This is a genomic window from Corynebacterium kalinowskii, from assembly GCF_009734385.1.
In the GTDB taxonomy this organism is placed as follows: Bacteria; Actinomycetota; Actinomycetes; order Mycobacteriales; family Mycobacteriaceae; genus Corynebacterium; species Corynebacterium kalinowskii.
In genome coordinates this window covers 1406653-1428923 of sequence record NZ_CP046452.1, presented here as the reverse complement: position 1 = coordinate 1428923, position 22271 = coordinate 1406653, and the positions used below count along the sequence as shown (strand labels likewise).

The 22271-nt window shown below is 58.0% G+C and carries 22 protein-coding genes; 9 read left to right on the top strand and 13 right to left on the bottom strand.

The features are described from left to right. Window positions 1-9 precede the first annotated feature (9 nt). Both CKALI_RS06730 and gluA read right to left on the bottom strand, forming a co-directional pair. Window positions 10-885: a glutamate ABC transporter substrate-binding protein gene (locus CKALI_RS06730; RefSeq protein ID WP_156192561.1), complete on the bottom strand. Its 876-nt coding sequence runs from the start codon at window positions 883-885 to the stop codon at window positions 10-12. Window positions 886-896: 11 nt separating this feature from the next. Continuing rightward, the gene (gluA, locus tag CKALI_RS06725; protein WP_156193693.1) at window positions 897-1625 is read right to left on the bottom strand and encodes a glutamate ABC transporter ATP-binding protein GluA; all 729 of its coding nucleotides are present in this window, start codon (window positions 1623-1625) and stop codon (window positions 897-899) included. Window positions 1626-1774: 149 nt separating this feature from the next. On the opposite strand from gluA, the gene miaB reads away from it, so the two are divergent. Both miaB and CKALI_RS06715 read left to right on the top strand, forming a co-directional pair. Beyond that, window positions 1775-3334 (top strand): tRNA (N6-isopentenyl adenosine(37)-C2)-methylthiotransferase MiaB, encoded by a 1560-nt coding sequence (gene miaB / locus CKALI_RS06720; protein ID WP_407643765.1) that lies wholly within the window; start codon window positions 1775-1777, stop codon window positions 3332-3334. A 45-nt stretch (window positions 3335-3379) separates the two neighbouring features. Next, window positions 3380-3997, top strand: coding sequence for an Rv2732c family membrane protein (locus tag CKALI_RS06715; RefSeq protein ID WP_156192560.1), 618 nt, complete (start codon window positions 3380-3382; stop codon window positions 3995-3997). Between the two features lie 9 nt (window positions 3998-4006). Here CKALI_RS06715 and CKALI_RS06710 read toward each other — a convergent pair whose 3' ends face one another. Together CKALI_RS06710 and CKALI_RS06705 are read right to left on the bottom strand one after the other, a co-directional pair. Beyond that, window positions 4007-5080 carry a hypothetical protein gene (locus CKALI_RS06710; protein ID WP_156192559.1) on the bottom strand — a complete coding sequence of 358 codons (1074 nt, stop codon included), beginning with the start codon at window positions 5078-5080 and terminating at the stop codon, window positions 4007-4009. Further along, window positions 5081-6424: a DUF349 domain-containing protein gene (locus tag CKALI_RS06705; RefSeq protein ID WP_156192558.1), complete on the bottom strand. Its 1344-nt coding sequence runs from the start codon at window positions 6422-6424 to the stop codon at window positions 5081-5083. 138 nt (window positions 6425-6562) lie between these two features. Between CKALI_RS06705 and CKALI_RS06700 the strand changes: the two genes are divergently transcribed. Together CKALI_RS06700 and miaA are read left to right on the top strand one after the other, a co-directional pair. Continuing rightward, window positions 6563-7171, top strand: a complete 609-nt coding sequence (locus CKALI_RS06700; RefSeq protein ID WP_156192557.1) for a hypothetical protein — start codon at window positions 6563-6565, stop codon at window positions 7169-7171. After that, window positions 7168-8067 (top strand): tRNA (adenosine(37)-N6)-dimethylallyltransferase MiaA, encoded by a 900-nt coding sequence (gene miaA / locus CKALI_RS06695; protein ID WP_156192556.1) that lies wholly within the window; start codon window positions 7168-7170, stop codon window positions 8065-8067. The genes CKALI_RS06700 and miaA overlap by 4 nt, the downstream gene beginning before the upstream one ends. On the opposite strand, the gene CKALI_RS06690 is transcribed toward miaA, so the two are convergent. Further along, entirely contained in the window at window positions 8064-8591 is a 528-nt protein-coding gene (locus tag CKALI_RS06690) for a hypothetical protein (protein WP_156192555.1), read from the bottom strand. The two genes, miaA and CKALI_RS06690, sit on opposite strands and share 4 nt — an antisense overlap. Window positions 8592-8647: 56 nt before the next feature. Beyond that, window positions 8648-9397 carry a hypothetical protein gene (locus CKALI_RS06685; protein WP_156192554.1) on the bottom strand — a complete coding sequence of 250 codons (750 nt, stop codon included), beginning with the start codon at window positions 9395-9397 and terminating at the stop codon, window positions 8648-8650. 95 nt (window positions 9398-9492) lie between these two features. Here CKALI_RS06685 and hflX point away from each other — a divergent pair, with 95 nt between their 5' ends. After that, on the top strand, window positions 9493-11031 hold the full coding sequence (gene hflX, locus CKALI_RS06680) for a GTPase HflX (protein WP_156192553.1): 1539 nt from the start codon (window positions 9493-9495) through the stop codon (window positions 11029-11031). 51 nt (window positions 11032-11082) lie between these two features. Next, window positions 11083-12366 (top strand): uracil-xanthine permease family protein, encoded by a 1284-nt coding sequence (locus CKALI_RS06675; RefSeq protein ID WP_156193691.1) that lies wholly within the window; start codon window positions 11083-11085, stop codon window positions 12364-12366. 88 nt (window positions 12367-12454) lie between these two features. On the opposite strand, the gene CKALI_RS06670 is transcribed toward CKALI_RS06675, so the two are convergent. Genes CKALI_RS06670 through CKALI_RS06655 form a run of 4 tightly spaced genes read right to left on the bottom strand, consistent with a single transcriptional unit; the run spans window position 12455 to window position 16540 of the window. Further along, on the bottom strand, window positions 12455-12721 hold the full coding sequence (locus CKALI_RS06670) for an HPr family phosphocarrier protein (RefSeq protein WP_156192552.1): 267 nt from the start codon (window positions 12719-12721) through the stop codon (window positions 12455-12457). A 51-nt stretch (window positions 12722-12772) separates the two neighbouring features. Beyond that, a complete protein-coding gene (locus CKALI_RS06665) occupies window positions 12773-14776 on the bottom strand; it encodes a PTS fructose transporter subunit IIABC (RefSeq protein ID WP_156192551.1) in 2004 nt (667 codons plus the stop codon). Between the two features lie 10 nt (window positions 14777-14786). Next, entirely contained in the window at window positions 14787-15749 is a 963-nt protein-coding gene (gene pfkB, locus CKALI_RS06660; RefSeq protein WP_156192550.1) for a 1-phosphofructokinase, read from the bottom strand. Beyond that, complete coding sequence (locus CKALI_RS06655) at window positions 15746-16540, bottom strand: DeoR/GlpR family DNA-binding transcription regulator (protein ID WP_197079651.1); 795 nt, start codon at window positions 16538-16540, stop codon at window positions 15746-15748. The genes pfkB and CKALI_RS06655 overlap by 4 nt, the downstream gene beginning before the upstream one ends. A gap of 206 nt (window positions 16541-16746) precedes the next feature. Between CKALI_RS06655 and ptsP the strand changes: the two genes are divergently transcribed. Then, window positions 16747-18459 carry a phosphoenolpyruvate--protein phosphotransferase gene (gene ptsP, locus CKALI_RS06650; RefSeq protein WP_407643743.1) on the top strand — a complete coding sequence of 571 codons (1713 nt, stop codon included), beginning with the start codon at window positions 16747-16749 and terminating at the stop codon, window positions 18457-18459. Here the strand turns inward: ptsP and CKALI_RS06645 are convergent. The 3 genes from CKALI_RS06645 to lexA all read right to left on the bottom strand — a co-directional run bounded on the left by CKALI_RS06645 (window position 18452) and on the right by lexA (window position 21038). Further along, entirely contained in the window at window positions 18452-19354 is a 903-nt protein-coding gene (locus CKALI_RS06645) for a carbohydrate kinase family protein (protein WP_156192547.1), read from the bottom strand. The genes ptsP and CKALI_RS06645 overlap by 8 nt on opposite strands. Further along, window positions 19351-20130, bottom strand: a complete 780-nt coding sequence (locus CKALI_RS06640; protein WP_156192546.1) for a DeoR/GlpR family DNA-binding transcription regulator — start codon at window positions 20128-20130, stop codon at window positions 19351-19353. Before CKALI_RS06640 ends, CKALI_RS06645 begins: the two co-directional genes overlap by 4 nt. Before the next feature lie 209 nt (window positions 20131-20339). After that, window positions 20340-21038 (bottom strand): transcriptional repressor LexA, encoded by a 699-nt coding sequence (gene lexA, locus CKALI_RS06635; RefSeq protein WP_231580423.1) that lies wholly within the window; start codon window positions 21036-21038, stop codon window positions 20340-20342. Between the two features lie 318 nt (window positions 21039-21356). On the opposite strand from lexA, the gene CKALI_RS06630 reads away from it, so the two are divergent. Next, window positions 21357-21710 carry a hypothetical protein gene (locus tag CKALI_RS06630; protein WP_156192544.1) on the top strand — a complete coding sequence of 118 codons (354 nt, stop codon included), beginning with the start codon at window positions 21357-21359 and terminating at the stop codon, window positions 21708-21710. A gap of 98 nt (window positions 21711-21808) precedes the next feature. Beyond that, the gene (nrdR, locus tag CKALI_RS06625; RefSeq protein ID WP_156192543.1) at window positions 21809-22264 is read left to right on the top strand and encodes a transcriptional regulator NrdR; all 456 of its coding nucleotides are present in this window, start codon (window positions 21809-21811) and stop codon (window positions 22262-22264) included. The last annotated feature ends 7 nt before the right edge of the window (window positions 22265-22271 follow it).

Sequence of the window (22271 nt, the reverse complement as noted above, 5' to 3'; positions counted from 1 at the left end):
TATCCCTAACTACTTGGCATCCAGGAAGGAAAGGTCGCCTGGTTTGCCTTGTTCGACGACCTTGGCGTCTTCGCCGAGGTTTTCTGTCATAATCCGGTCGAAGGAACCGTCCGCGTACATCTTTTCCAGGGCTTTGTTGATCGCCTCGGTGGATGCACTGTCTCCCTTAGCGTGGCCGATGCCATAACGCTCGTTGGTAAATGGCTTGCCGTCGGCTTTGTTCATTGCCACCACGCGGAATTCGCCTTCGTACTGGGCTGCGAAGCCACCGAGAATCGTGGCATCTGTGGTCAAAGCATCGACCTTCTTCTGGTGCAGGGCCTCGACACATGAAGAATAGGAATCGTACTCCTGGAGCTGGACTTCGGGCAGTTCTGCCTTAATCTTCTGGGCAGGGGTGGAACCAGTCACGGAGCAAAGTTTGCGACCGTTGGCGAGGTCTGCGAGTTCGTCGAGCGAATGATCGTCGTTACGTACGAGGAGGGCTTGGTGAGTGACCAGGTACGGACCGCCAAAGCTGACGGCTTTCGCTCGGTTGGCGTTGATGGAGTATGTCGCAGTAATCATGTCCACCTCGCCGTTCTTGATGAGGGTCTCACGCTGCGCTGATGGGGTCTCGCGCCAGGTGATCTCGGGGTGTGCCCAACCGTGCTCGTCCGCAATGGAATTGACCACGTAGGTGGCGATGTCTACGTCGATTCCGGACATAGATTTGTCCGGGTGGCGCAGTCCGAGGCCAGGCTGGTCGTATTTGGTGCCCAAGATGACCTTTCCGGCTTCGATGCTGCTAAGTACACTGCGGGGTTCGGAGCTACCACACGCAGCGAGGGACATGAGCGTGGCGACGGCGGTGACCGTCGTTACGCAGGCTCGAAGGAGATTCATTGTTGGACTCCCTAGTGTCCGAGGATCTTGCCGAGGAAGTCCTTGGCGCGTTCAGACTGTGGGTTGGTGAAGAAGGACTCCGGGTCGGTGTCTTCCACGAGGGTGCCGTCGGCCATGAAGAGAATTCGGTGCGCAGCTTTGCGGGCGAAACCCATCTCGTGGGTTACGCACACCATCGTCATGCCTTCCTTAGCAAGGTCGGTCATTACCTCGAGGACTTCATTTACCATTTCTGGGTCAAGAGCAGAGGTCGGCTCATCGAACAGCATGATCTTTGGGTTCATTGCCAAGGCGCGGGCGATCGCCACGCGCTGCTGCTGGCCGCCGGAGAGCTGGGCTGGGTACTTGTCAGCTTGCGCTGCGATGCCTACGCGCTCCAGCAGCTTAAGTGCTTGCTTGTCTGCCTCTACTTTGTCCAGCTTGCGTACCTTGCGGGGAGCCAGCGAGACATTTTCCTTGATGGTCAGGTGTGGGAAAAGGTTGAAGGACTGGAAACACATGCCAACATCTGCGCGCAGCCGGGCCAGATCCTTGCCTTCTTCTGGCAGAAGTTTTCCGTCGATGAAGATCTTGCCTTCATCGATGGTCTCGAGGCGGTTGATGGTGCGGCAGAGCGTGGATTTACCGGAGCCGGATGGTCCGAGCACGACAACGACCTGTCCTTTTGGGATTTCCAGGTTGATGTCCTTCAATGCATGAAAGTCATCGAAGTACTTGTTCACACCCTGAATTGAGATCATCGTGTGGTTCATGTCACTAGTCATGCACACACTATAAGGTAACGAGGGTCACAAAGAAAACTTAGAATGACACAATTCGGCCAATTTGTGAAGTTGTTATGCAAATCTCGCAAACTCCGGTTCAGGAGTGCCCGATTTAGGCGCAGTGAATCCCGGCGTTAGACTGTCCAATCGTGGTGGAGCAAATAACTCAAGCAAGAACGTACGAAGTTCGCACCTTCGGGTGCCAGATGAACGTACACGATTCCGAGCGTCTCTCCGGCTTGCTCGAGGATGCCGGCTACGCTCCCGTGGCCGAAGGCAACGATCCAGACCTCATAGTGTTCAACACCTGTGCGGTGCGAGAGAATGCCGATCAGCGTCTCTACGGCACCCTAGGAAGCCTGCGGGCGCTGAAAGAAAGCCGACCGGACATGCAGATCGCCGTCGGTGGTTGCCTGGCTCAAAAGGACAAGGACACCGTGGTGAAAAAGGCGCCGTGGGTGGACGTTGTTTTTGGCACGCACAACATCGGATCGCTTCCTGCGCTGCTGGGCCGCGCTGCACATAACAATAAGGCGCAGGTTGAGATCGTTGATGCCCTGGAGCAGTTTCCTTCAGTGCTGCCAGCTAAGCGCGAGTCCGCTTATGCGGGGTGGGTCAGCGTTTCCGTCGGCTGCAATAACACGTGCACATTTTGTATCGTGCCGTCTTTGCGTGGCAAGGAGGTCGATCGCCGTCCCGGTGACATTTTGGCCGAAGTGCAAGCTTTGGTCGATCAAGGCGTGTCAGAGGTTACGTTGCTTGGCCAAAACGTCAATGCCTACGGCGTGAACTTTGTCGATCCAGATATGGAACGCGATCGCAGTGCCTTTTCTAAACTGCTGCGGGCCTGTGGTGACATTGAGGGCCTCGAACGTGTGCGATTCACCAGCCCGCACCCGGCCGAATTTACCTCCGATGTCATTGATGCCATGGCGGAAACTCCCAACATCTGCCCTCAGCTGCATATGCCACTGCAGTCCGGTTCGGACAAAGTGCTGAAGGATATGAAGCGTTCGTACCGTTCGAAAAAGTTCCTCGGAATTTTGGAGGAGGTGCGCGCGAAGATCCCGCACGCCTCGATCACCACGGACATTATTGTTGGTTTTCCAGGCGAGACCGAAGAGGATTTCCAAGCAACGCTGGATGTCGTCGAAAAGGCCCGCTTTACCAGCGCATACACCTTCCAATACAGTCCGCGTCCGGGAACGCCAGCTGCTGAGTATGATCAGCAGATTCCGAAAGAGATCGTTCAGGAACGCTACGAGCGTTTGCTTGCCCTGCAAGAGCGCATCTGCCTGGAGGAGAACACCAATCTAATTGGTACTGAGGTGGAACTGCTCGTTCAAGCGGGTGGCGGACGCAAAAACGATCGCACGCATCGCATGACGGGTCGGGCTCGCGATGGCAGGCTCGTCCACTTCACCCCGGAAGGTGAAACCGATGGGCAGATCCGCCCAGGAGACGTGGTCACTGTGGTGATTACCGAGGCAGCGCCGTATTTCATGCTTGCCGACGCCGGTGTGTTGACCCACCGCCGGACGAAAGCAGGCGACATGTCAGAAATCGGTAAGACCCCAACCACCGCGCCGATCGGCGTGACATTGGGAATGCCGAAGATTGGTTCCGTGGCCTTGCCAATCGGCGAGCCAGCCCCGAATGGGCAAGAGTGCTGTAGCTCCCACTAGATTGGTAGGCAGCAGAAGAAGCAATTACATGAAGGAATCGAGACCGTGACCGAATCAACCAAGCAGAGCGCCGAGGAACTTGCACGTCGTGAGCGGGTGGCCGCCCAGCGAATCGACATGTCTGGATACCGGGCACCGCTCTGGGGCGGAGCTGTGGCGATTGCCGCGAGTTGGTTCTTGCCGTACACCGGCCATCTCACTGGCCTCGATATCGCCTTGATTACCCAGCGCTCTATCGACTACGGCATCTCAACCCCAGAGCGAGTGTTCGTATGGCTGTGTGCCCTCGGTCCGGTGGCGTTGACTTTGATTTCGTACCTGCGCAAGTCCACTCAGCTCGCGCAGATTGCGTGGGTGCTATCCGGAATTTCGATGTTCTTCTCGATCTTCGCCATCTGGATGCGTCAAACCCGCGATCAGGGATCTGGCGTCGGAGTCGGTCTGATCTTGGCTGCTTTGGCGGTGCTCTTCGTAGTGTATGGCCTGTACAACGTGGTGACTATGCGCTCGGACGAGCAAGAGGAGATTGCCGAGCTGCGTCGCAAGGAAATCTACGTGGACCCGGTTGCTCAGGAGCAGCGCGAGAAGTTCGGAGCCAAGAATTCGCAGCTTGCCGACGACCGCGGCCCCATCGACGATCGTCGCTCCCGCCGCAAGCGCTAGCGTTCTCAGCTAGCTAATAAGTCGCTGCCAGGCGCCCACCCGGGACACCGGGATTCCGCCGAGGCTCTTGGTGAGTTCGAGCTGGGAAGTGTGGCCGTCGGTAGCGCTGGCGTAAACCCGTGACAGCTCCGGGTGCGCCTTCTTTGCGGCTGCAAGTGCCGCAGTAGCAACAGAGTTTTCGAGGCCTTCGCCTCGGCGGTCGGCCACTACGTAAGTGAGTCCCTGAACACCGACTTGAGGGTCAGCGTCTGCGTGGATCCACAGCTCAGACAGTGCGATGACGTTGTCCCTCTCATCCAGGATGAGTGCGTGGAAGTTCTCGGTACCGAGCATGCGGAAATGGGCGGTGCTTTCGGCGAGGCGTTGCGCGTCCCACTCTTCGCGCTCCACGCGTAGCGATCCCAGTGGCTGGTCTACGGACGCAGCAGAATACAAGGCTGCCACGCCGTTTAACACATGCGCCGGGAAATTCTCATTCGCAAAGACCAGGACACCGTCGGTGACGGCCTCCTCGGACACCGGGAGCACGAATTCCGTTGCTGCCAACGCATGTTCAAAGCCTGACGCGGAAAAAGCTTCCGCATAGGGCGAGTTCGAACTCAGCGGATACTGCTGCCACAGCTGAAGAATCGTACGATCCAATGCGACGGCAATCTCGCCGGCCGACTTCAGCAGGAACGCAATGGTATCGGCACTTGCTGCAGGAATCTGGCCCTCCATCGGCTGCAGATCCACATCGAGGACCAGCGACAGTTCCACCACGTCGGTGTTGTCAGCCAGGGGAGTAGTAGCGATCAGCCACCCAAGAATGTCGGGTTCCTCGTCCGTTCCGGAGGTAGGCACCAACGGATACCCAAGCTCGGAGAGCGGACCGGAGACCTGTTCTGTGGTGGCAGCGAAGATGTACGTGCACGCATCGGGAGCAGGGTGGGTGAGGGCGTCGTAAAGCTCCGCCACGCCCCGCGAGGCATCGGCGCGGCCCGTGATGTCCTGGGCTGCGAAATTGGCCATGAAGACAGCAGTGCGGAGCACATCCGCTGGCTCTTGGCCGGGAATGGGCTCCGCAAACTGGACTAGTTGCATTTACAGGTCTTCCACTGCGTTCATTGCCGCTTCGGCCCATTCCTGCCACTGCGCAGCCTGGGCGCGCAGCTCGGCAGCCTTCTTGGCCTTGCCAGCGGCCTCAGCAGCTTCGGCCTGCGCGGTGAAGTCCTTCACACGCTCAGTGAACTGGGCGGCGCGTGCCTGGGCTGCCGGGTCGGTGCGACGCCACTGCGCATCGACGGCCTCGGACACGAGCTTTTCCAGTTTGCCGATCTTGTCTTCGAACTCACGGACTCGATTCTTAGGAACAAATCCGATTGCCTCCCACTTTTCCTGCATTTCGTGCAGCTTCTTGCGGGCACCTTCGAGGTCTTTGTCGGGATCGATGAGGGGAGCGTACTGCTCGAGAAGAGCTTCCTTGGCCTCCGCATTAGCGATGAACTCGCGATCGCGTTCCTCGTTGACGGCGTTGCGAGCGTCGAAGAAGAAATCCTGGGCGGCCTTAAACGCAGCCCACAGCTTGTCATCAACTTCACGTGGCGCACGACCGGCTGCTTTCCATTCCGTCATGAGATCGCGGAATGCGTGTGCCGTGTCGGCCCATTCGGTGGAGGTCTTGAGCTCCTCCGCACGTTCGACGAGGGCTTCCTTCACCTTGCGGGCGGCAGCGCGACCACGGTCAAGGTCAGCGAAGTGAGCGCCACGACGGCGGTTGAAGGAATCACGAGCGCGGGAGTAACGCTTCCACAGGGCGTCATCGGTCTTGCGATCAATGCCACGAATGGTCTTCCACTCTTCCAAGATCACCAGCAGACGGTCACCGGCGGGCTTCCAGTCAGTGGAGTTTTCACCGATCTCTTCAGCCTCAGTGGCCAATGTCTCCTTGCGGGCGATGGCCTCTTCACGCTGCTTCGCCTTGGCTTCCTTGGCGGCCTGGCCAGCCTGCTCGGAAGAAGCAATCACGGAATCCAGGCGTTCGTCCAGGGAAATAAGGTCACCGATCACAGTGGCCTCGGGAAGCGTCTTCTTCAGCTCCGCAGCCGCAGTGCGGATGGCAGCAGCGTCATCCGGGTGTGCGATGAGGCGTGCCTCGAGCAGCTCGACCTCGGTAGCGAGGTCATCGAACCGGGTGCCGTAATGAGCCAGACCTTCCGCCGGCGTACCTGCCTGCCAGGAACCGATGAGGCGCTCGCCATCAGCAGTTTTAACGAACACATCACCGTTGTCAGCAATTCGACCCCACTTGGCGGGGTCATTGGAGGTTACCCGAGGCACCACCACAGGTACTACCTGCTTGGCTGCACCGCTGGCCACCTTAGCTCCAGGTCGTGGTCCTGGACGAGGTCCTGGGCGTGGTCCTGGCTTGGGCGTTGAAGTGGTCATGGGTCGTCCTTCGGGTTTCCTGCCGCGCGACACGGCTGCCAATAAAAACTGCTGTTCTTCCGGAGATGAACTGTAGGGTCTGATTCTACCTGGAACATGGTGTTCGCGTGGCAACTAACCCACGCTACAGTTGGTGGCGTGCCTGTAATTTTCCTACCCACCTCGCCTTCGTTGGTGCCAGAGCTCGGGCGCGGCGATTCTGACAGTGCTGACCTGCTCTCTGCTGCCCGCACGCTTATCGACGACCTTCGCGCGCAGCACCCGGTGGCGTCGATAAGCCTACTGGGAAGCGACGACTCCCGGAACTACACAGAGCACACTGGTAGTTTTCGGGCGTGGGGCGCTCCTGAAGTGACGGTGGGCGAGGGAAATTACCTCGCTGAGCTCGTACAACGCTACGTTCTTAAGGGGTGTGACCTCCCGATCCGCACGGTTCAGTGTCTCACGGATCCGACGGATTTTGTGCTGTACGGACTCGACGGCCCAGCGGCCTTGAGCGAACGCGCTCCGTTATCGCTATTGCCGTCAGCTCCGGCGCGGCATCAGTGGTGCACAGATCTGCTTGCTGGCGAAGAAGTCGATTGGCCCGCCGATGTAGCGGCGTTGGCTAAAAACGGAATCATCGAACCTGAGATGTGGTGGCTGCTGAAAGACATTCGTCCTCAAGGAGCTCGAGTGGTCCGAGCATCAGATGCCCATGGCGTGGGCAGATACGTAGCCGTGTGGGAAGGCTGGACACCGAAATGAAACCGATTGCAGTAGTGGGGCCGACGGCCTCAGGCAAATCAGCGCTAGGAGTCGCGCTTGCGCACCGCTTTGATGGGGAAGTAGTCAATGTTGACTCGATGCAGCTGTATCGAGGGATGGACATTGGCACCGCCAAATTGACCATTGAAGAGCGCAAGGGGATTCCTCATCACCAGCTGGACGTATGGGAAATCACGGAAACAGCTTCCGTGGCGAGATACCAACACGATGCCATCGCAGACGTGGAAGAGATCATGTCCCGTGGCAAGACACCGATTTTGGTGGGCGGGTCGATGCTGTATGTCCAGTCCTTGGTGGATGACTGGCAGTTCCCGCCGACAGACCCTGAAGTTCGTGCCAAGTACGAGGAGCGGTTAGCAGATATCGGTGTGGCGGCGTTGCACGCCGAGCTGGCACACGTTGACCCAGCTGCGGCCGCGATCATCGAGGACGCAGACCCAAGGCGCACGGTGCGTGCCCTGGAAGTGATCGAGTTGACCGGTAAGCCTTTCGCCGCAAGCCAGCCACCCATCAATCAGCCCCCAAGGTGGGATTTGACCTTGTTGGGTCTGAAAACGACCAGCGAGTGGCTCAATCCGCGCATCGAATTGCGCACCACCATGATGTTTGAATCAGGGCTCGTGGCCGAGGTAGAAGAGCTAGTGGATAACGGGCTGGTTGCGGATTCCACCGCTGGACGAGCCATTGGTTATGCACAAGTGCTAGCCGCGATGCGGGGCGAGTTGACGTGGGAAGAAGCCAAGGAACGCACTATTACCGGCACCCGCAGGTACGTGCGACGTCAGCGTGCGTGGTTCAACCGTGATCAGCGCATCAATTGGCTGGATGCTTCGGCGAATACCTTCGAACAAGCCCTCGCTGTGCTGGAGACCTAACTAGGGCCAATCTCGCGGGCTGCTTGTCGGGCCTGCAACCAGGACTGACGAAGCAATTCTGCTCTTTCGTCGGTGATGGTGAGCAACCGCTCTGCTTGTTTGACTGAAAGGGAGCCAGCGAGGCGAGCTGGAAGACGGTGCAGGAACCGCTGCGCGTTTGCATAGTCTTCGTGAAACTGCGCGATGGCGGGCACCGAGCTGTCCTTATCCGCAAGGGCAGGTCGAAGAAATGTGCGGTCTTCCAGATTCTTAGCATCCGGGCTACTGCAAAACTGATCGAATTCCACCAAGGTGTCGTTGATGTCCTGCGCACTTAGGGAGATGGATGATGCGAGAGCATCGATTTCGATCGCGTCCGGGCGTCGACTAGCCAGAATGACGATACCGAGCAAACCTAGGGCTAAGAATGCGCCCGCGACTTTAAACACGATGACTAACCAGAGTCCGGCAACCAGCGCCAAGGAAAGGAGCCACCACGGGGTGTGGCTGCTGTGGCGCGGCACATCCGGATTCTGATGGTTCACGACGTACTCCTTCCCCTGACTCGGGCTGTCTTCAGTAGGCGATCACTGCGCGGAGACTAATGTCCGCCGCAGCCTCCGCCACAACCGCCGGAGCCACAACCGCCATCCCCACCGCACCCTGCAGGAGGTTTGATCTCGGACGTAAGGAGGAAGGTACCGCTGACAACGTTGCCATCAGCTGGAATCGTACCGGTGTATGGCAAACAAATATCGAGGGCAATTGGGCTGGTAGCCAACGCATGCACGAACTTCGTGCCGGTGAGTTCATTGGTACGCACCGTGGCACCAGTTAGCTCAACAGTTAAGGTAGCCGAGGCATCCGGGGCAGAAGCGGCACCGGAGTTTACGATGTCAGCGCCATGGCTGACCAAGCTGCCCGGCTCAACGCCCGCCTCTTGCGCTGCGGCAGAATCCGAGTACACGCTGGTGTCCACAGCAAGCGCGCTGAGCTTGAGGTGCTGCCACTGCTGAGTTGGTTCGTCTACCAGGAGCGGTCCCTGGGCCAGATGCGCCGCCACGGTAGCAACGTGGTAGCCCTCGTCATTGACCAGGTCGCACAGTGCGAGCACGTCGTTGACCATGCTCACATGCGCATCATGAACGGTGCTGGCGTCGAAACCAGAAAAGGTGGTGAATGGTTCGGCAGCGAGAATAAACATCTGGGCCCCCGAAGGGTCGGTGTACTCGATCAACTGTCCGCCACGAACTTCGCCAATAACTTCGAGTTTCTCGGACGCGATAGCGGCTTCCACGGCATCCTGCCAGCGCTCGAAACTCATACCAATGCTTTGCAATTCTCGGGTCATGGTCCTCAAGTCTAATCTTTAGTTGTAATTCACCCTCAATCGGCAGCCCGAGGCTATTGGCTCTAGCACCTAGGTGCGTGACACAATGGCTTTCAATGACGAAAAACAACAAAGACGATGCATTCAGCGACATCCTGAACGAGGCCTTCAAAGACCACCGGACGCCTTTGCCGAAAGAAGACGCGGGCGTGGACCAGTCTGAGTCGCTGACGGCGTCGGCAAGCCAGCCGACTACCGGTGAGCTGGACCTCGAAGCCCGCGATGCGATGCGTAAGCTCTCACGCGGCTCGCAAGTGCGAGACACCGAGCACCGCGAAGGCTATGAAGTCGAGTACCGAAAACTGCGCCTGGAGCGAGTGGTCCTGGTCGGCGTGTGGACGGAAGGATCCACGGCGGAAATCGAGGCCAACATGGCTGAGCTTCGCGCTCTGGCGGAAACCGCCGGCTCTGAAGTAACTGATGTGCTGTATCAGAAGCGTGACAAGCCGGACCCAGGCACCTTCATCGGTTCAGGCAAGGTCAATGAGCTGCGCGAGATTATCGCCGCCACCGACTCAGACACTGTTATCTGTGATGGTGAGCTCAGCCCCAGCCAGCTGATCTCCTTGGAAGAGGCGCTGCGGGTAAAGGTCATTGACCGCACGATGCTGATTCTGGATATCTTTGCTCAGCACGCCAAATCCAAAGAAGGCAAAGCCCAGGTGGCTCTGGCTCAAATGGAGTACCTGTTCAACCGCGTCCGTGGTTGGGGTGGCAACCTGTCTCGTCAGGCTGGTGGTCGCGCCGGATCCAACGGCGGTGTGGGCCTGCGTGGCCCCGGCGAAACGCGAATCGAGGCGGATCGTCGCCGTCTGCGTGCGGACATGGCGCGGCTGCGCAAAGAGATCGCAGGCATGAAGACCACACGTGAGACGAAGCGTTCCCGCCGTCGCGCGTCCACTACGCCACAGATCGCGATTGCCGGGTATACCAATGCCGGTAAGTCATCGCTGATCAATGCACTCACGGGTGCGGGTGTGTTGGTGGAGGATGCGTTGTTCGCCACCCTTGATCCGACAACCCGGCGCGCGGAACTTGCCGACGGTCGCCTGGTCACCTTCACCGACACCGTCGGATTCGTCCGACACCTGCCAACCTCCTTCGTGGAAGCTTTCCGATCCACCTTGGAAGAAGTCGTGCAAGCAGACCTGGTGCTACACGTGGTTGATGGTTCGGATGCCTTTCCACTCAAGCAGATTGATGCCGTGAATACGGTCATCATGGACATCGTGCGTGAGACCGGGGCGGAAGCGCCGCCGGAGATCATTGTGGTTAACAAGATCGATCAGGCTGATCCTTTGACACTCGCTGAGCTGCGTCATGCGCTCGACGGCGCGGTCTTCGTATCCGCGCACACTCTGGAGGGCATCCCAGAGCTCGAAGCGCGCATTGAATTGTTCCTCAATTCCCTTGATGTGCACGTGCACATGCTCATTCCATTCACTCGCGGTGACATCGTGGCACGTTTGCACACGATGGCCACCGTCCTTTCGGAAGAGTACCTAGAGCAGGGCACGCTTATCGACGTCCGACTGCCGAGCTCACTAGCTGGGGAGCTTTCCGAGTTCGTTGTGGAGCCGGATGCCTTCGACTAGTTAGTGTGGGTTTGGCAGTAGCTGCCCGTGGGCGGATAATAGGCAACCGTGATGAAGAGCATGAGTTGGAGCGTCCATGGGGACGGCAAATCTATTAAACCTGGGGCGGTAGTCGCGCCCGAAGAGCGACTGAGCTGGGGCCGGACGATCGGCATTGGCATGCAACACGTTATTGCGATGTTTGGTGCAACGCTGTTGGTGCCAACCCTGACCGGGTTCCCGGTGAACACCACTTTGCTCTTCTCGGGTCTGGGCACGATGTTGTTCCTGCTGCTGACCCGCAACCGACTTCCGAGCTATCTCGGTTCCTCCTTCGCATTCATTGCTCCGTTGATGGCGACTCAAGGCGAGGGCATCGGAGTCCAGTTGGGTGGCATTTTTGTCGCAGGCATTGTGCTCGCCCTCATTGGTGTGGCGGTGAAGGTCGCTGGCAGGGCAGTCATCGATGCGATCATGCCTCCGACAGTCACTGGTGCCATTGTTGCGCTGATCGGCCTGAACCTATCCCCGGTGGCAGCTCAGAATTTCTCCACTCAGCCCCTCGTGGCAGCGGTCACCATGGTGGCTATCTTGCTCGCTACAGTCGCCGGTCGTGGCATGGTGGCCCGACTGGGCATCTTGATCGGTGTCATCATCGGCTGGGTGTTTGCAGCGCTGACCGGCAACTTGTCTGAGGGCGCTGCCGACACTATCGCTTCTGCAGCATGGATCGGCATGCCGACCTTCCACAGCCCAGAGTTCAAGCTGTCCGCAATCCTCGTGACCTTGCCTGTGATTATCGTGCTGGTGGCCGAGAACGTGGGGCACGTCAAAGCCGTGTCGGCAATGACCGGACGGAATCTCGATGATCTGGCCGGCGACGCATTAATCGCCGACGGCATCGCTACCACGCTGGCTGGTGGCTTCGGCGGCTCCGGCACTACGACCTACGCCGAGAACGTCGGTGTGATGGCAGCGACGAAGGTGTATTCCACGGCGGCTTATTGGGTGGCGGCTTTGACTGCGATCTCGCTGGCCTTCATCCCGAAGTTCGGCGCTCTTATCTTCACCATCCCAACTGGCGTACTGGGCGGAGCGACGATCGTGCTCTACGGCTTGATTGGTATGTTGGGCGTTCGAATTTGGCAGGACAACAACGTCAACTTCAATGATCCAGTCAACCTCACCGCGGCAGCCGTGGCGCTAGTTGCTGGTATCGGTAACCTCACGCTGACCATCTTCGGTGTCGAGTTGGAGGGTATCGCCTGGGGATCGGCCGGAATCATCATTATCTATCCGATTCTGCGTGCGCTGTACACCGTGGTCGGAGAAGGACGCCTGGCCGGGCGAGGCTAGACTTTAAGCTTCGAGGCTGCACATAAAAAGCGTCGTCGCCACCCTGAATCTACTGGGTGGCGACGACGCTTTTTATGCGGTGAAGCCCTTAGGCGTCGAGATCCTGCTCAATGAGCGCCGCAATCTTCTTCATCGCTTCCTCGTTTTCGGAGGAGACGACCACCTGGTCGTCCTTTTCAGCGCCGAGAGCCATGATCATCAGGGAAGAGGCAGCGTCGGTAGGCTCTTCGTCTTCTTCGCCGACGAGTGCGAGGTAGATGTCCTCGTCGTACTCGGAGGCTGCCTCAGCGATGATGGTAGCTGGGCGAGCGTGGAGGCCGACGGCAGAGCCAACAGTGACGGTGGTAGAGAACATAGATAAGCCTTTCGGTCGTGAGGACGTTATGTCGCCCAGTCTAGTGAAAACTTAAGCAGCCTGGAGGGCCTTGTTAGGCCAAAACTGCTTGAAGGCAATGACGGCAACAGCGGAAATCAAGGAGCCAACCACGATGGCCAGGAGCCAGGCCCAGAATGGGTTGATCGCAAAGAATACGAACAGACCGCCGTGAGGTGCACGGGAACCTGCGCCCAAAGCCATGGATATGGCACCAGTGGCGGCGCCACCAAGCATCATGGATGGAATAACACGGAACGGGTCGGCAGCGGCGAATGGGATGGCGCCTTCAGAAATGAAGGACAGGCCCAGCAGCCAGGAAGACTTGCCGTTTTCTTGCTCGGCCGGAGTAAACAGTTGCTTGCGGGCAAACGTTGCCAGGGACATAGCGATTGGCGGAACCATACCGGCTGCCATGACGGCCGCCATGACCTTCATGGAAGCTTCGTCGCCCGTGGACAGTCCGGCGGTAGCGAACAGGTAAGCAGCCTTGTTGACTGGGCCACCCAGGTCGAAGCACATCATCAGGCCGAGGATGATACCGAGCAGTACTGCGGAGGAGCCGCTCATAGAGGTCAGCCAATCCTGCAATCCGGTCATGATGGCAGCCAGTGGGCGGCCGAGCAGCAAGAACATCAGTAGGCCAACTGCCAAGCTGGTGACCAGCGGGATGATGACCACAGGCATCAGCGAGGCAATGATTCGTGGCACCTTCCAGGAGCTGATCCACATGGCGATCAGACCAGCGAGAATACCGGTGACCAGACCACCGATGAAGCCTGCGCCGAGCATGACAGCGATAGCGCCACCAGCAAAGCCTGGAGCGATACCAGGGCGACCTGCCAGTGCGTAGGCGATGTAGCCCGACAGCGCAGCGACGATGAAGCCCATGGCTGCTTGGCCAATGGCAAAGAAGACAGCACCCAGGTAGAGCATCAGTCCGGCACGTTCGAAGGTGACGTCTGCGCCTTCAACAGGGACGGTGTGCCCAGGCAGATTCGTCAATGAGTAGCCGGTGGCGATTTCTTTCCAGCCACTGGCCATATCGTAGCCACCGAAGAGGAAGCCAAGAGCCAACAGCAAACCACCGGCAGCAACGAACGGAATCATGTAGGACACGCCAGTCATGACTGCCTGCTGAATCCGCTTGCCCCAGCCGAGCTTTCCTGCTTCTTCTTCACCGGATGATGCAGCGGCTGTGCCGGAAACGCGGTGAGCGTTAGGGTTCTTGGCGGCTGCTACGGCCTCGTCAAGCATTTTCTCCGGCTCATTGATGGCCCGCTTAACACCCGACTCGATGACCGGCTTGCCCGCAAAACGTTCGCGATCCTTGACTCCCACATCGGTGGCAAAAATGACCGCGTCGGCGTTCTTGATCACTGCGGCAGCCAAAGGCGTGACCGCAGAGGATCCCTGGGTCTCAACCTCAATGTCGATGTCATCACGCTTGGCCGCTGCCTGTGTCAAGGAATCAGCAGCCATGTAGGTGTGTGCGATGCCGGTAGGGCAGGCGGTAATGGCAACGATGCGAGTCTTGCCCTCGGTCGCTTCGGCAACCGGGGTGGCCGCTGCCTTCTTGGGGCTGGATTCTAGGACTTCCGTGACAAGCGCCACTACCTCGTCCTTGGTGGATGCGCTGCGCAGGGCTGCAGAGAATTCTTCCTTCACCAATGCGCGTGCCAACGTCGACAGGATCTTCAGGTGTGCTTTGCCACTGCCTTCGGGGGCGGCGATGAGGAAAACCAAATCGGCATCGCCGTCAGGTCCTCCGAAATCAGCAGCGGGAGCGAGTCGGGCAAATGCCAGTGTTGGCTCCGTGACTGCGGTCGTGCGGCAGTGCGGGATAGCAATGCGACCGCGGAATCCGGTAGGGGATTTGTCTTCGCGGGCTTTGGCGTCGGCAAGCAGCGTGTCAGGAGTTTCGGTGCGGCCGGCACTCGCGACGAGGTTAGCGAGGTGGGAAATAACCTCATGTGATGAGTGGCCGAAGTCTTGGTCGAGACTGACCAGCTCCGGGGTAATGACGGGAGTACTCATGTGTAGTCCTTTAGAGAGAAGTGACGTTGACGAGGTCTAATTGGAGGTCTTCAGGCGTTGGGATCGTGGTACCTGGCAGAGAGGCTGCCGCGGAGCCGTAGGCCACCGCATGTGCGAGGGCTCTGTCATAGGAATGACCGGCAGTTAGCGCCATCACGAAGCCCGCGAGCGAGCTGTCTCCAGCGCCGACCGTGGATACCGCCTTGATTGGTGGGGGAGTCGCCGCCCACGAGCCATCTGCGCGGACAAGCACCGCGCCAGCAGCGCCCAGGGTGACCAGCACGTTTTCGGCGCCACGTTCGATGAGCAGCTGCGCAGCCTTAACGACGCCACTGACATCGCCTTCCTGCGCGAGCTGCTCCAGCTCGCCGCCATCCACGCCCACCGCTTGCCCAAGCTCTTCGCCGTTAGGCTTGATGAGCGTTGGTCGAGCCGTTTCCAGGTTGTCGAAAAGGGCTTTGAGCGGCGCATCGGAGGTATCGATCGCAATATTGATGGCGGGGTTTGCTTCGCGAATCTTCACCGAAAGCTGTGCGTACCAATCCATGGGGACTCCTGGAGGCAGGGATCCGGCCAGTACTGCCCATGAGCTCCCGGAAGCTTGCTCCATGAGAGCTTTTTCGCAATCGGCAATGACCGCTGGGGACAAGCGTGGCCCTGGGCCGTTGAGCTTGGTTGTGGTGCCGTCCGGTTCGGTAATAGTGACGTTGGTCCGCACGGTTTCTGTGGAGGAAACGAATTTATAACCGATGCTCGTTTCTAGCAACAACCTGATGAAGGGATCGTTGTGTGGTGCCGGGAACACGGCCAATGTTGGGCGCCCTGCTCGGTGAGCTGCGACGCTCACATTAATGCCCTTGCCGCCTGCGACGCGGGTGACCTCCTGCAAGCGGTGGACGGAGCCACGCGACAGGTCAGAGGTGAGCACCATCGTGCAGTCGATGCTTGGGTTGGCGGTGAAAGTCAAAATCATGAGATAACTACCTCAATTCCCTTGGAGACCAAGGCTTCAACGTGGTTGGGATCAACGTTTTCGTCGGTGACGATGACGTCGACGGCGTCGAGTGAAGCAAATGTGACGAGAAAATCTTTCTTGAACTTGCTGGAATCGCAGAGAACCATCACTTTTCGGGCGCTGCGGATCATCGCCGACTTCACGGCAGCTTCGGAAGGATCCGGAGTAGAACAACCATGGTTGATAGACAGTCCGTTTGTACCCATGATGGCGAAGTCAGTGCGTAGGCGCTCAAACTCCAACACCGTATGATCGCCCACGACGGCGCGGGTGATCGGGCGGATTCGGCCACCAACCAGGTGCACCCCGTTGATTCCGTAGTCCGTGGTGACGGTGGCCACTGGCAGCGAGTTGGTAATGATGGTTAGTCGCTGAGAACCAAAGATCTTGTTGTTGGATGCGAGTACCCTCGCAAATTCCACGGCAGTGGTGCCCGAATCGATGGTCAAGCTGCTGAGATCTTCCTCTTGCTTGATCCGATTCCAGGCAGCCTCAGCGATGGACCGCTTGCTATCCATGTTGACCATTGCATTGGAGTTGAACTCGGTCTCTATACCTTGAACTGCATTAACCGTGACGGCGCCACCGTGTACGCGAACGAGATGGCCTTGGAGTTCCAAAGACTTAAGGTCGCGTCGGATGGTCTCTGGCGTGACGCCAAAATGATTCGCCAACTGGGAAACACTCACGTGGCCAGTTGAGCGGGTGGATTGCGCGATCTCGGCCTGGCGTTCAGGTGCGGAAAGCATGATGGCCCTCATTTGTGTGTGCTCGTCTAAACAAAGCGAGCGTTCGAGTATGTGACTTGGATTAATATGTTTGCGACATTGTGGTGTCCATTAACAGCTTAATACCACACCGTGTTGGATTGCCAACAAGTGTGACCAGGATTCCAGACACAAAACAACATCGAGGTGTAAGATGAGTGGCAAGTACATCCAAACCTCTTAGACGGGTGATAATCGTGACAGACTCAGCACAATCTGTGACAGTTAAGGGCACTGCAGTCGTCGGTGGCGTTCGCTTCGCCCCCGCAGTTTGGGTCGCTCCGCGGCCTGAACTCCCAACCGCTGGATCGCCACTTGCTGAAGACCTCCGACCTGCCGAATTGGAGCGGTTCACGGCTGCTGCAGACATCGTCGCTGAGCGTCTCGATGCTCGCGCGCAGGAAGTTTCTGGCAACGCTGCCGGAGTGCTGAAGGCGACCGCCGGAATGGTTCGTGACCGCGGTTGGCGAAAGTCCGTTCGCAAGGCAACCAACAACGGGCACACCGCCGAATACGCAGTTGTCGATGCCACCGGCACATTCATTGCCATGTTTGAAAAAGCTGGCGGCCTAATGGCTGAGCGCGTTACCGACCTTCGTGACATTCGTGACCGTGTTATTGCTGAACTCCGCGGCGAGCCAGAGCCTGGCCTGCCACAGGTAAAACACCCGGTGGTGCTTTTTGCTGATGACCTTTCCCCGGCAGACACCGCAGTGCTCGATACCGCTGTCTTCACTGCACTGGTCACCCGCCTGGGTGGACCGACCAGCCACACGGCTATCATTGCTCGTCAGCTGGGTGTGCCCTGCATCGTGGCAGTTGGCGATGAGATTGAAGTTATTCCAGAAGGCACCGAAGTTCTCGTTGATGGTGTCGCAGGCACAGTGACCACTGGTGTCGACCCGGACGAAGCGGCCCGACTAGTCTCTGAGTCTGATGCCCGTGCGGAAAAGATCCGCCAGTGGCGCGGTCCATCTCAGACGAAGGATGGACACCGCGTGCAGTTGCTGGCCAACGTGCAGGACGGCAATGCAGCCCGAATTGCGGCGGAAACTCAAGCCGAAGGCATCGGTTTGTTCCGTACCGAGCTATGTTTCCTTTCTGCTACCTCTGAGCCCTCTGTTGAGAATCAGGCTGAGGTGTACCAAAAGGTGTTTGAAGCCTTCCCAACTTCAAAGGTAGTGGTGCGCACGCTAGACGCAGGATCTGACAAGCCGGTGCCCTTCGCCTCTATGGCGCAAGAGGACAACCCTGCTCTGGGCGTTCGTGGCCTGCGTATCGCCCGCAAGAATGAAGAGATGCTGTGTCGCCAGCTCGACGCTATCGCACTTGCTTCTAAACAAGCAGGACGCAGCGAAGACGTACCGACCTGGGTCATGGCACCGATGGTGGCAACTGCGTATGAAGCTGAGTGGTTTGCGAGACTGTGTCGCGAACGTGGCCTGACCGCTGGAGCAATGATCGAAGTTCCAGCCGCAGCGCTCATGGCAGATCACCTGTTGCCGCACCTTGACTTCGTTTCCATTGGTACAAATGACCTCACGCAGTACACCATGGCAGCCGATCGGCTGTCTCCAGAGCTCGCGTACCTGACTGATCCATGGCAGCCAGCAGTTCTCCGACTGATCCAACATACGTGCGAAGTTGCCAAGGTCACACAGACCCCGGTAGGCGTGTGTGGTGAAGCCGCAGCTGATCCATATCTAGCCTGTGTCTTGACTGGCCTAGGTGTATCTTCGCTGTCGGCAGCCTCCAGCTCCGTGGCTGCCGTTGGTGCCCACCTTGCAGAGGTCGACATCGAATTCTGTATGAAGGCAGCAGACGTAGCCATGGCTGCTTCCGGAGCGCAGGAAGCTCGCGCGGCCGTGCACGAGCTCTATGACACCGAAGTGACTAAGTAAGTCGAACCAGTTCCGGATGAACCATATCGGGCGTCGGAACTGCTCGCACACCATCACCGATCTCGGCATTGGCCCAGCCCAATGCCGAGACAAGTGCCTTTTGCGGATTCTCATCTGGGTCGGCTAGGAGCACGCCGGCCAGGGCTGAGTCGATCCAGGGCAGCCATTGCTTACCTGGAGTTCCTTCGAAGTCAGCAACCAGGGAGGTGCCCCTCGAATGCAACTCAAAATGAGTGCGCTGGTGGCACACCAGAATGTGCGGCACGTCGGCGTCGATAAGCGTGTTGACAGCGTCGGTGCGCTCAGAGTCGGATGAGAACTCAGTGGCATCCAGCACCATGAGATCCGGCTTGGTGGTGTAGACCTGTCGCAGGGCTGCGCCGAAAGCAGAGCCGGAGGTACTCACCGCGATGCGCACGTTCTGGTGATAGAGACGAAGCGCCCGCATCACATCCACGTACCATCCGGCGTTTGCCACGTTGGGTAGTACGCCGGCTAGGACGATCCAGGATGCGTGCTCAGCTTGTGCGACGCAGAGATCGCGGAGCATCGCCAACTCTGTGGTCTTGAGATCCATCGGCGGGTCGACGAACTGGAGCTGCCTGCCGTCTGGAGCGTCAATGAGGTAACGGACGGGAATAGGGCCCGGGACATCCACGAGGTCATACGGGATACCGTTCAAAGAAAGTACGCGAATGAACTGGCTGACTTCCGGCGCAGGGACCAGCAATTTGGTTTCGGCTCCGGCACAGTACAGGGCAGCGGCCATATTAGTTCCTCCGCCGGCTGGCACGACAGCGACATCTGAGAGATTATTCTCATCTGACCACGACACCGGCGCGGAGAGAACCGAGGTGCGAAACAGTTCGGGGGTAGTTGCCACCGTGATAATCATGAAGCGATCACTACCTGGATTTCGCGCTCGCGCAGGGTTTCCACGATTGCCTCCGGCGCATTTGAATCAGTGATAACGACGTCGATGTCGTCGATTCCAGCGAAGCTCACCAGGTAATCGTTACCCAGCTTGGTGGAATCGCAGAGCACGACGACCTGTTGCGCATTGGTAATCATCGCGCGCTTCACAGCGGCTTCTTGGGAATCAGCTGTAGAAAGTCCATGGTCAAGCGTCAGCGCGTTCGTACCTATGAAGGCGACTTCGGCACGCATCAGCGCCAGGGTACGCAATGCTGTGTCGCCAACAACGGCCTGGGTGATAGCGCGCACCGTGCCACCGAGTAGCTGCACTTCGTCGATACCGTGGTTGGCTAGACCCAATGCAATGGACAAGCAGTTGGTGACGATTGACCATTGGCGCGCATTGTGCTGTTCAGCGAGGAGGTCGGCGAACGCGGAAATGGTGGTACCGGCATCAAGAAAGATGCCACCGTTACGATCGGGAAGAAACTCCAAGGCTGCCCGAGCAATGGCCATCTTGGCGTCGGAGGCCGACTTATACCGGGCGTCTAGGCTGAATTCGGTGGTGAGGAAACTTTGCGTAGCAACTGCTCCGCCGTGCACTCGATGGATGATTCCATCTTGGGCAAGAACCGCGAGGTCTCGGCGAACCGTCTCTGCGGTGACATCGAACTTCTGAGCAAGGTCTGTGACGTTCACTCGGCCCTCGATGGCAGTGAGGGACGCGATTTGACGTCGTCGCTCTTCTGCGTACATGTGGACTCCTCGGTAAGCGTGGCCGAACAGCGAAATTATCGCCAGGTGACCTAATCGCATTGGTCGCGTTCGGGGCTTCGATATTCATGAAATGTATTGAATAAATCGAGTCCAGTCTCCCACATGACACCTGTCTGATCGGGCAAACCGGACATAGTGTGGCGAAGAAGGTAGTGAAACTACCCCCGAATGTGGAGCGAGATCCGTAGCTAAAGCTTGCGGAGCACGGAGACCACTTTGCCCATGATCTCTGCTTGCTCACCGGGAATAGGGGAGAAGGAATCGTTGTGGGGTAGTAGCCAAACGCCGGTGGAGTCCTTGTGGAATTCCTTTACGGTAGCTTCTCCGTCGATCATGGCGGCAACGAACTCACCTTGCTCGGCCACCGGCTGGGAACGAACAACCACCCAGTCACCATCCAAAATTCCGGCATCCTTCATTGAAAGTCCGACAACTTGAAGCATGAACAGCTCGCCATCGCCAACAATTTCTGCCGGGAGGGGGAAGTAGTCTTCGATATTTTGCTCGGCAAGAATTGGATTGCCAGCGGCGATGCTGCCTACTACTGGAATGTAATGAGCGGGCACAGCATCGTTTGGGGCATCCTTTGCCTGCTGTTCCTTCTTCCAACCAACCTTAGGTCCAGCCTTAGGTTTGTTCGCGTCCGGCATGATTCGAACGTCTACTGCGCGTGGCTTGTTTGGGTCACGGCGTAGGAACCCCTTCTCCTCGAGCTGGCGGAGTTGATAGGCGACGGACGATGTGGACTGCAGATCGACCGCGTCTCCGATCTCGCGAATGCTAGGCGGATATCCGCGCAGCACAACCGCGTCCCGAATAACTTCCAGGATGCGGCGTTGACGATCAGTGAGCTTTGGAGGTTGATTGCTGCGCTTTGCGGGAGGCATGACAAGTCCTTTGTGGCTATGAGCGAACATCTTCGAACAGATAGAGAGATGTGCTGGCAGTTGATGGCGTTGAAAGTTTCGAATACGGCCGAGTGGTAACAGCCTTGTCCCTATCGTATCAAGCGAACATGCAGGTGTCACGCGCATAAGCGGGTGTGGTGTAGTTTTCTTTCGAAAATATGGGCCAAAGGTAGACATTCGAAAACCAATGTGCTAAAAATCGAACATAGGAACTAAATTCGAACATGAGGGCGAACGAGTGTCCGGTCAGTCGGAAGCGTCTTCTACAGTTCAACTAAATCAACGAAAGGTAACTACATGACCACCATGATCTACCCACGAGGCCAGCGTATTTCTTCCACCCGAACTTCGCAGCGCGGACCACTCGTAACCCCCGTGCCTCCCGCTGCTACCTGGAACGGCGGGCTGGATCAGCGACCGGTTTCGGTACGAACTCATGTGTCCGCAACGCAGTATCGTAAACATCCGGATAAGTCCCTGAAGAGTCCTCGGATGCGCAAACAGCGCTATCGGGATGCGGTCGGACAATTTGCATTAGGTGGCGTTCTTGGACTCACTGCAGTCATAGGAATGCTTGCAGTAAACGGTACCGCCGAGGAAGATGTGGTAGGCCCTACTACGATCAGCGTCGCCACAATGGACGTGAAGTAGTACGAACGAGTGGGCGTAACCGATAGACTAGCAACGCAAGAGACGCGTTCGAATGCGTCGCGCCCACCATTCACACCTTGTACGGAGCCCGAAGACCCGTGTATTGCCCGTTTTGTCACCACACCTCGTCGCGAGTCATCGATTCTCGTGTTTTTGATGCTGGCGCAGCAATTCGCCGACGCCGAGAATGTTCTCAGTGCGAGGGGCGCTTTACAACGGTAGAAAAGGCTGTGCTCCTGGTGATAAAGCGCAATGGTGTCACCGAACCGTTCAGTCGCGAGAAGGTCATTACCGGTGTGCGTCGTGCTTGCCAAGGGCGAGATGTCTCTGACGATGCGCTAAAGCGCCTCGCTCAGGAGGTAGAAGAGACCGTACGCGCCCACGGTAGTAGTCAGATCAATGCCAATGACATCGGCCTAGCTATCCTGGAACCGCTGCGCGAACTGGATGAGGTCGCCTACCTACGATTTGCCTCAGTGTATAAGTCGTTTGAGAGCGCGGACGACTTTGAATCCGAGATTCGCTTGATGCGACGCCGAGCTCGACAACAGTAGGAAACCG

Bases quoted from the DNA above. Each gene is read 5' to 3' on its own strand.
- CKALI_RS06730 (WP_156192561.1), bottom strand. From the start codon at position 885: ATGAATCTCCTTCGAGCCTGCGTAACGACGGTCACCGCCGTCGCCACG.
- gluA (WP_156193693.1), bottom strand. From the start codon at position 1,625: ATGATCTCAATTCAGGGTGTGAACAAGTACTTCGATGACTTTCATGCA.
- CKALI_RS06710 (WP_156192559.1), bottom strand. From the start codon at position 5,080: ATGCAACTAGTCCAGTTTGCGGAGCCCATTCCCGGCCAAGAGCCAGCG.
- CKALI_RS06705 (WP_156192558.1), bottom strand. From the start codon at position 6,424: ATGACCACTTCAACGCCCAAGCCAGGACCACGCCCAGGACCTCGTCCA.
- miaA (WP_156192556.1), top strand. From the start codon at position 7,168: ATGAAACCGATTGCAGTAGTGGGGCCGACGGCCTCAGGCAAATCAGCG.
- CKALI_RS06685 (WP_156192554.1), bottom strand. From the start codon at position 9,397: ATGACCCGAGAATTGCAAAGCATTGGTATGAGTTTCGAGCGCTGGCAG.
- hflX (WP_156192553.1), top strand. From the start codon at position 9,493: ATGACGAAAAACAACAAAGACGATGCATTCAGCGACATCCTGAACGAG.
- CKALI_RS06675 (WP_156193691.1), top strand. From the start codon at position 11,083: ATGAAGAGCATGAGTTGGAGCGTCCATGGGGACGGCAAATCTATTAAA.
- CKALI_RS06670 (WP_156192552.1), bottom strand. From the start codon at position 12,721: ATGTTCTCTACCACCGTCACTGTTGGCTCTGCCGTCGGCCTCCACGCT.
- CKALI_RS06665 (WP_156192551.1), bottom strand. From the start codon at position 14,776: ATGAGTACTCCCGTCATTACCCCGGAGCTGGTCAGTCTCGACCAAGAC.
- pfkB (WP_156192550.1), bottom strand. From the start codon at position 15,749: ATGATTTTGACTTTCACCGCCAACCCAAGCATCGACTGCACGATGGTG.
- CKALI_RS06655 (WP_197079651.1), bottom strand. From the start codon at position 16,540: ATGCTTTCCGCACCTGAACGCCAGGCCGAGATCGCGCAATCCACCCGC.
- CKALI_RS06645 (WP_156192547.1), bottom strand. From the start codon at position 19,354: ATGATTATCACGGTGGCAACTACCCCCGAACTGTTTCGCACCTCGGTT.
- CKALI_RS06640 (WP_156192546.1), bottom strand. From the start codon at position 20,130: ATGTACGCAGAAGAGCGACGACGTCAAATCGCGTCCCTCACTGCCATC.
- lexA (WP_231580423.1), bottom strand. From the start codon at position 21,038: ATGCCTCCCGCAAAGCGCAGCAATCAACCTCCAAAGCTCACTGATCGT.
- CKALI_RS06630 (WP_156192544.1), top strand. From the start codon at position 21,357: ATGACCACCATGATCTACCCACGAGGCCAGCGTATTTCTTCCACCCGA.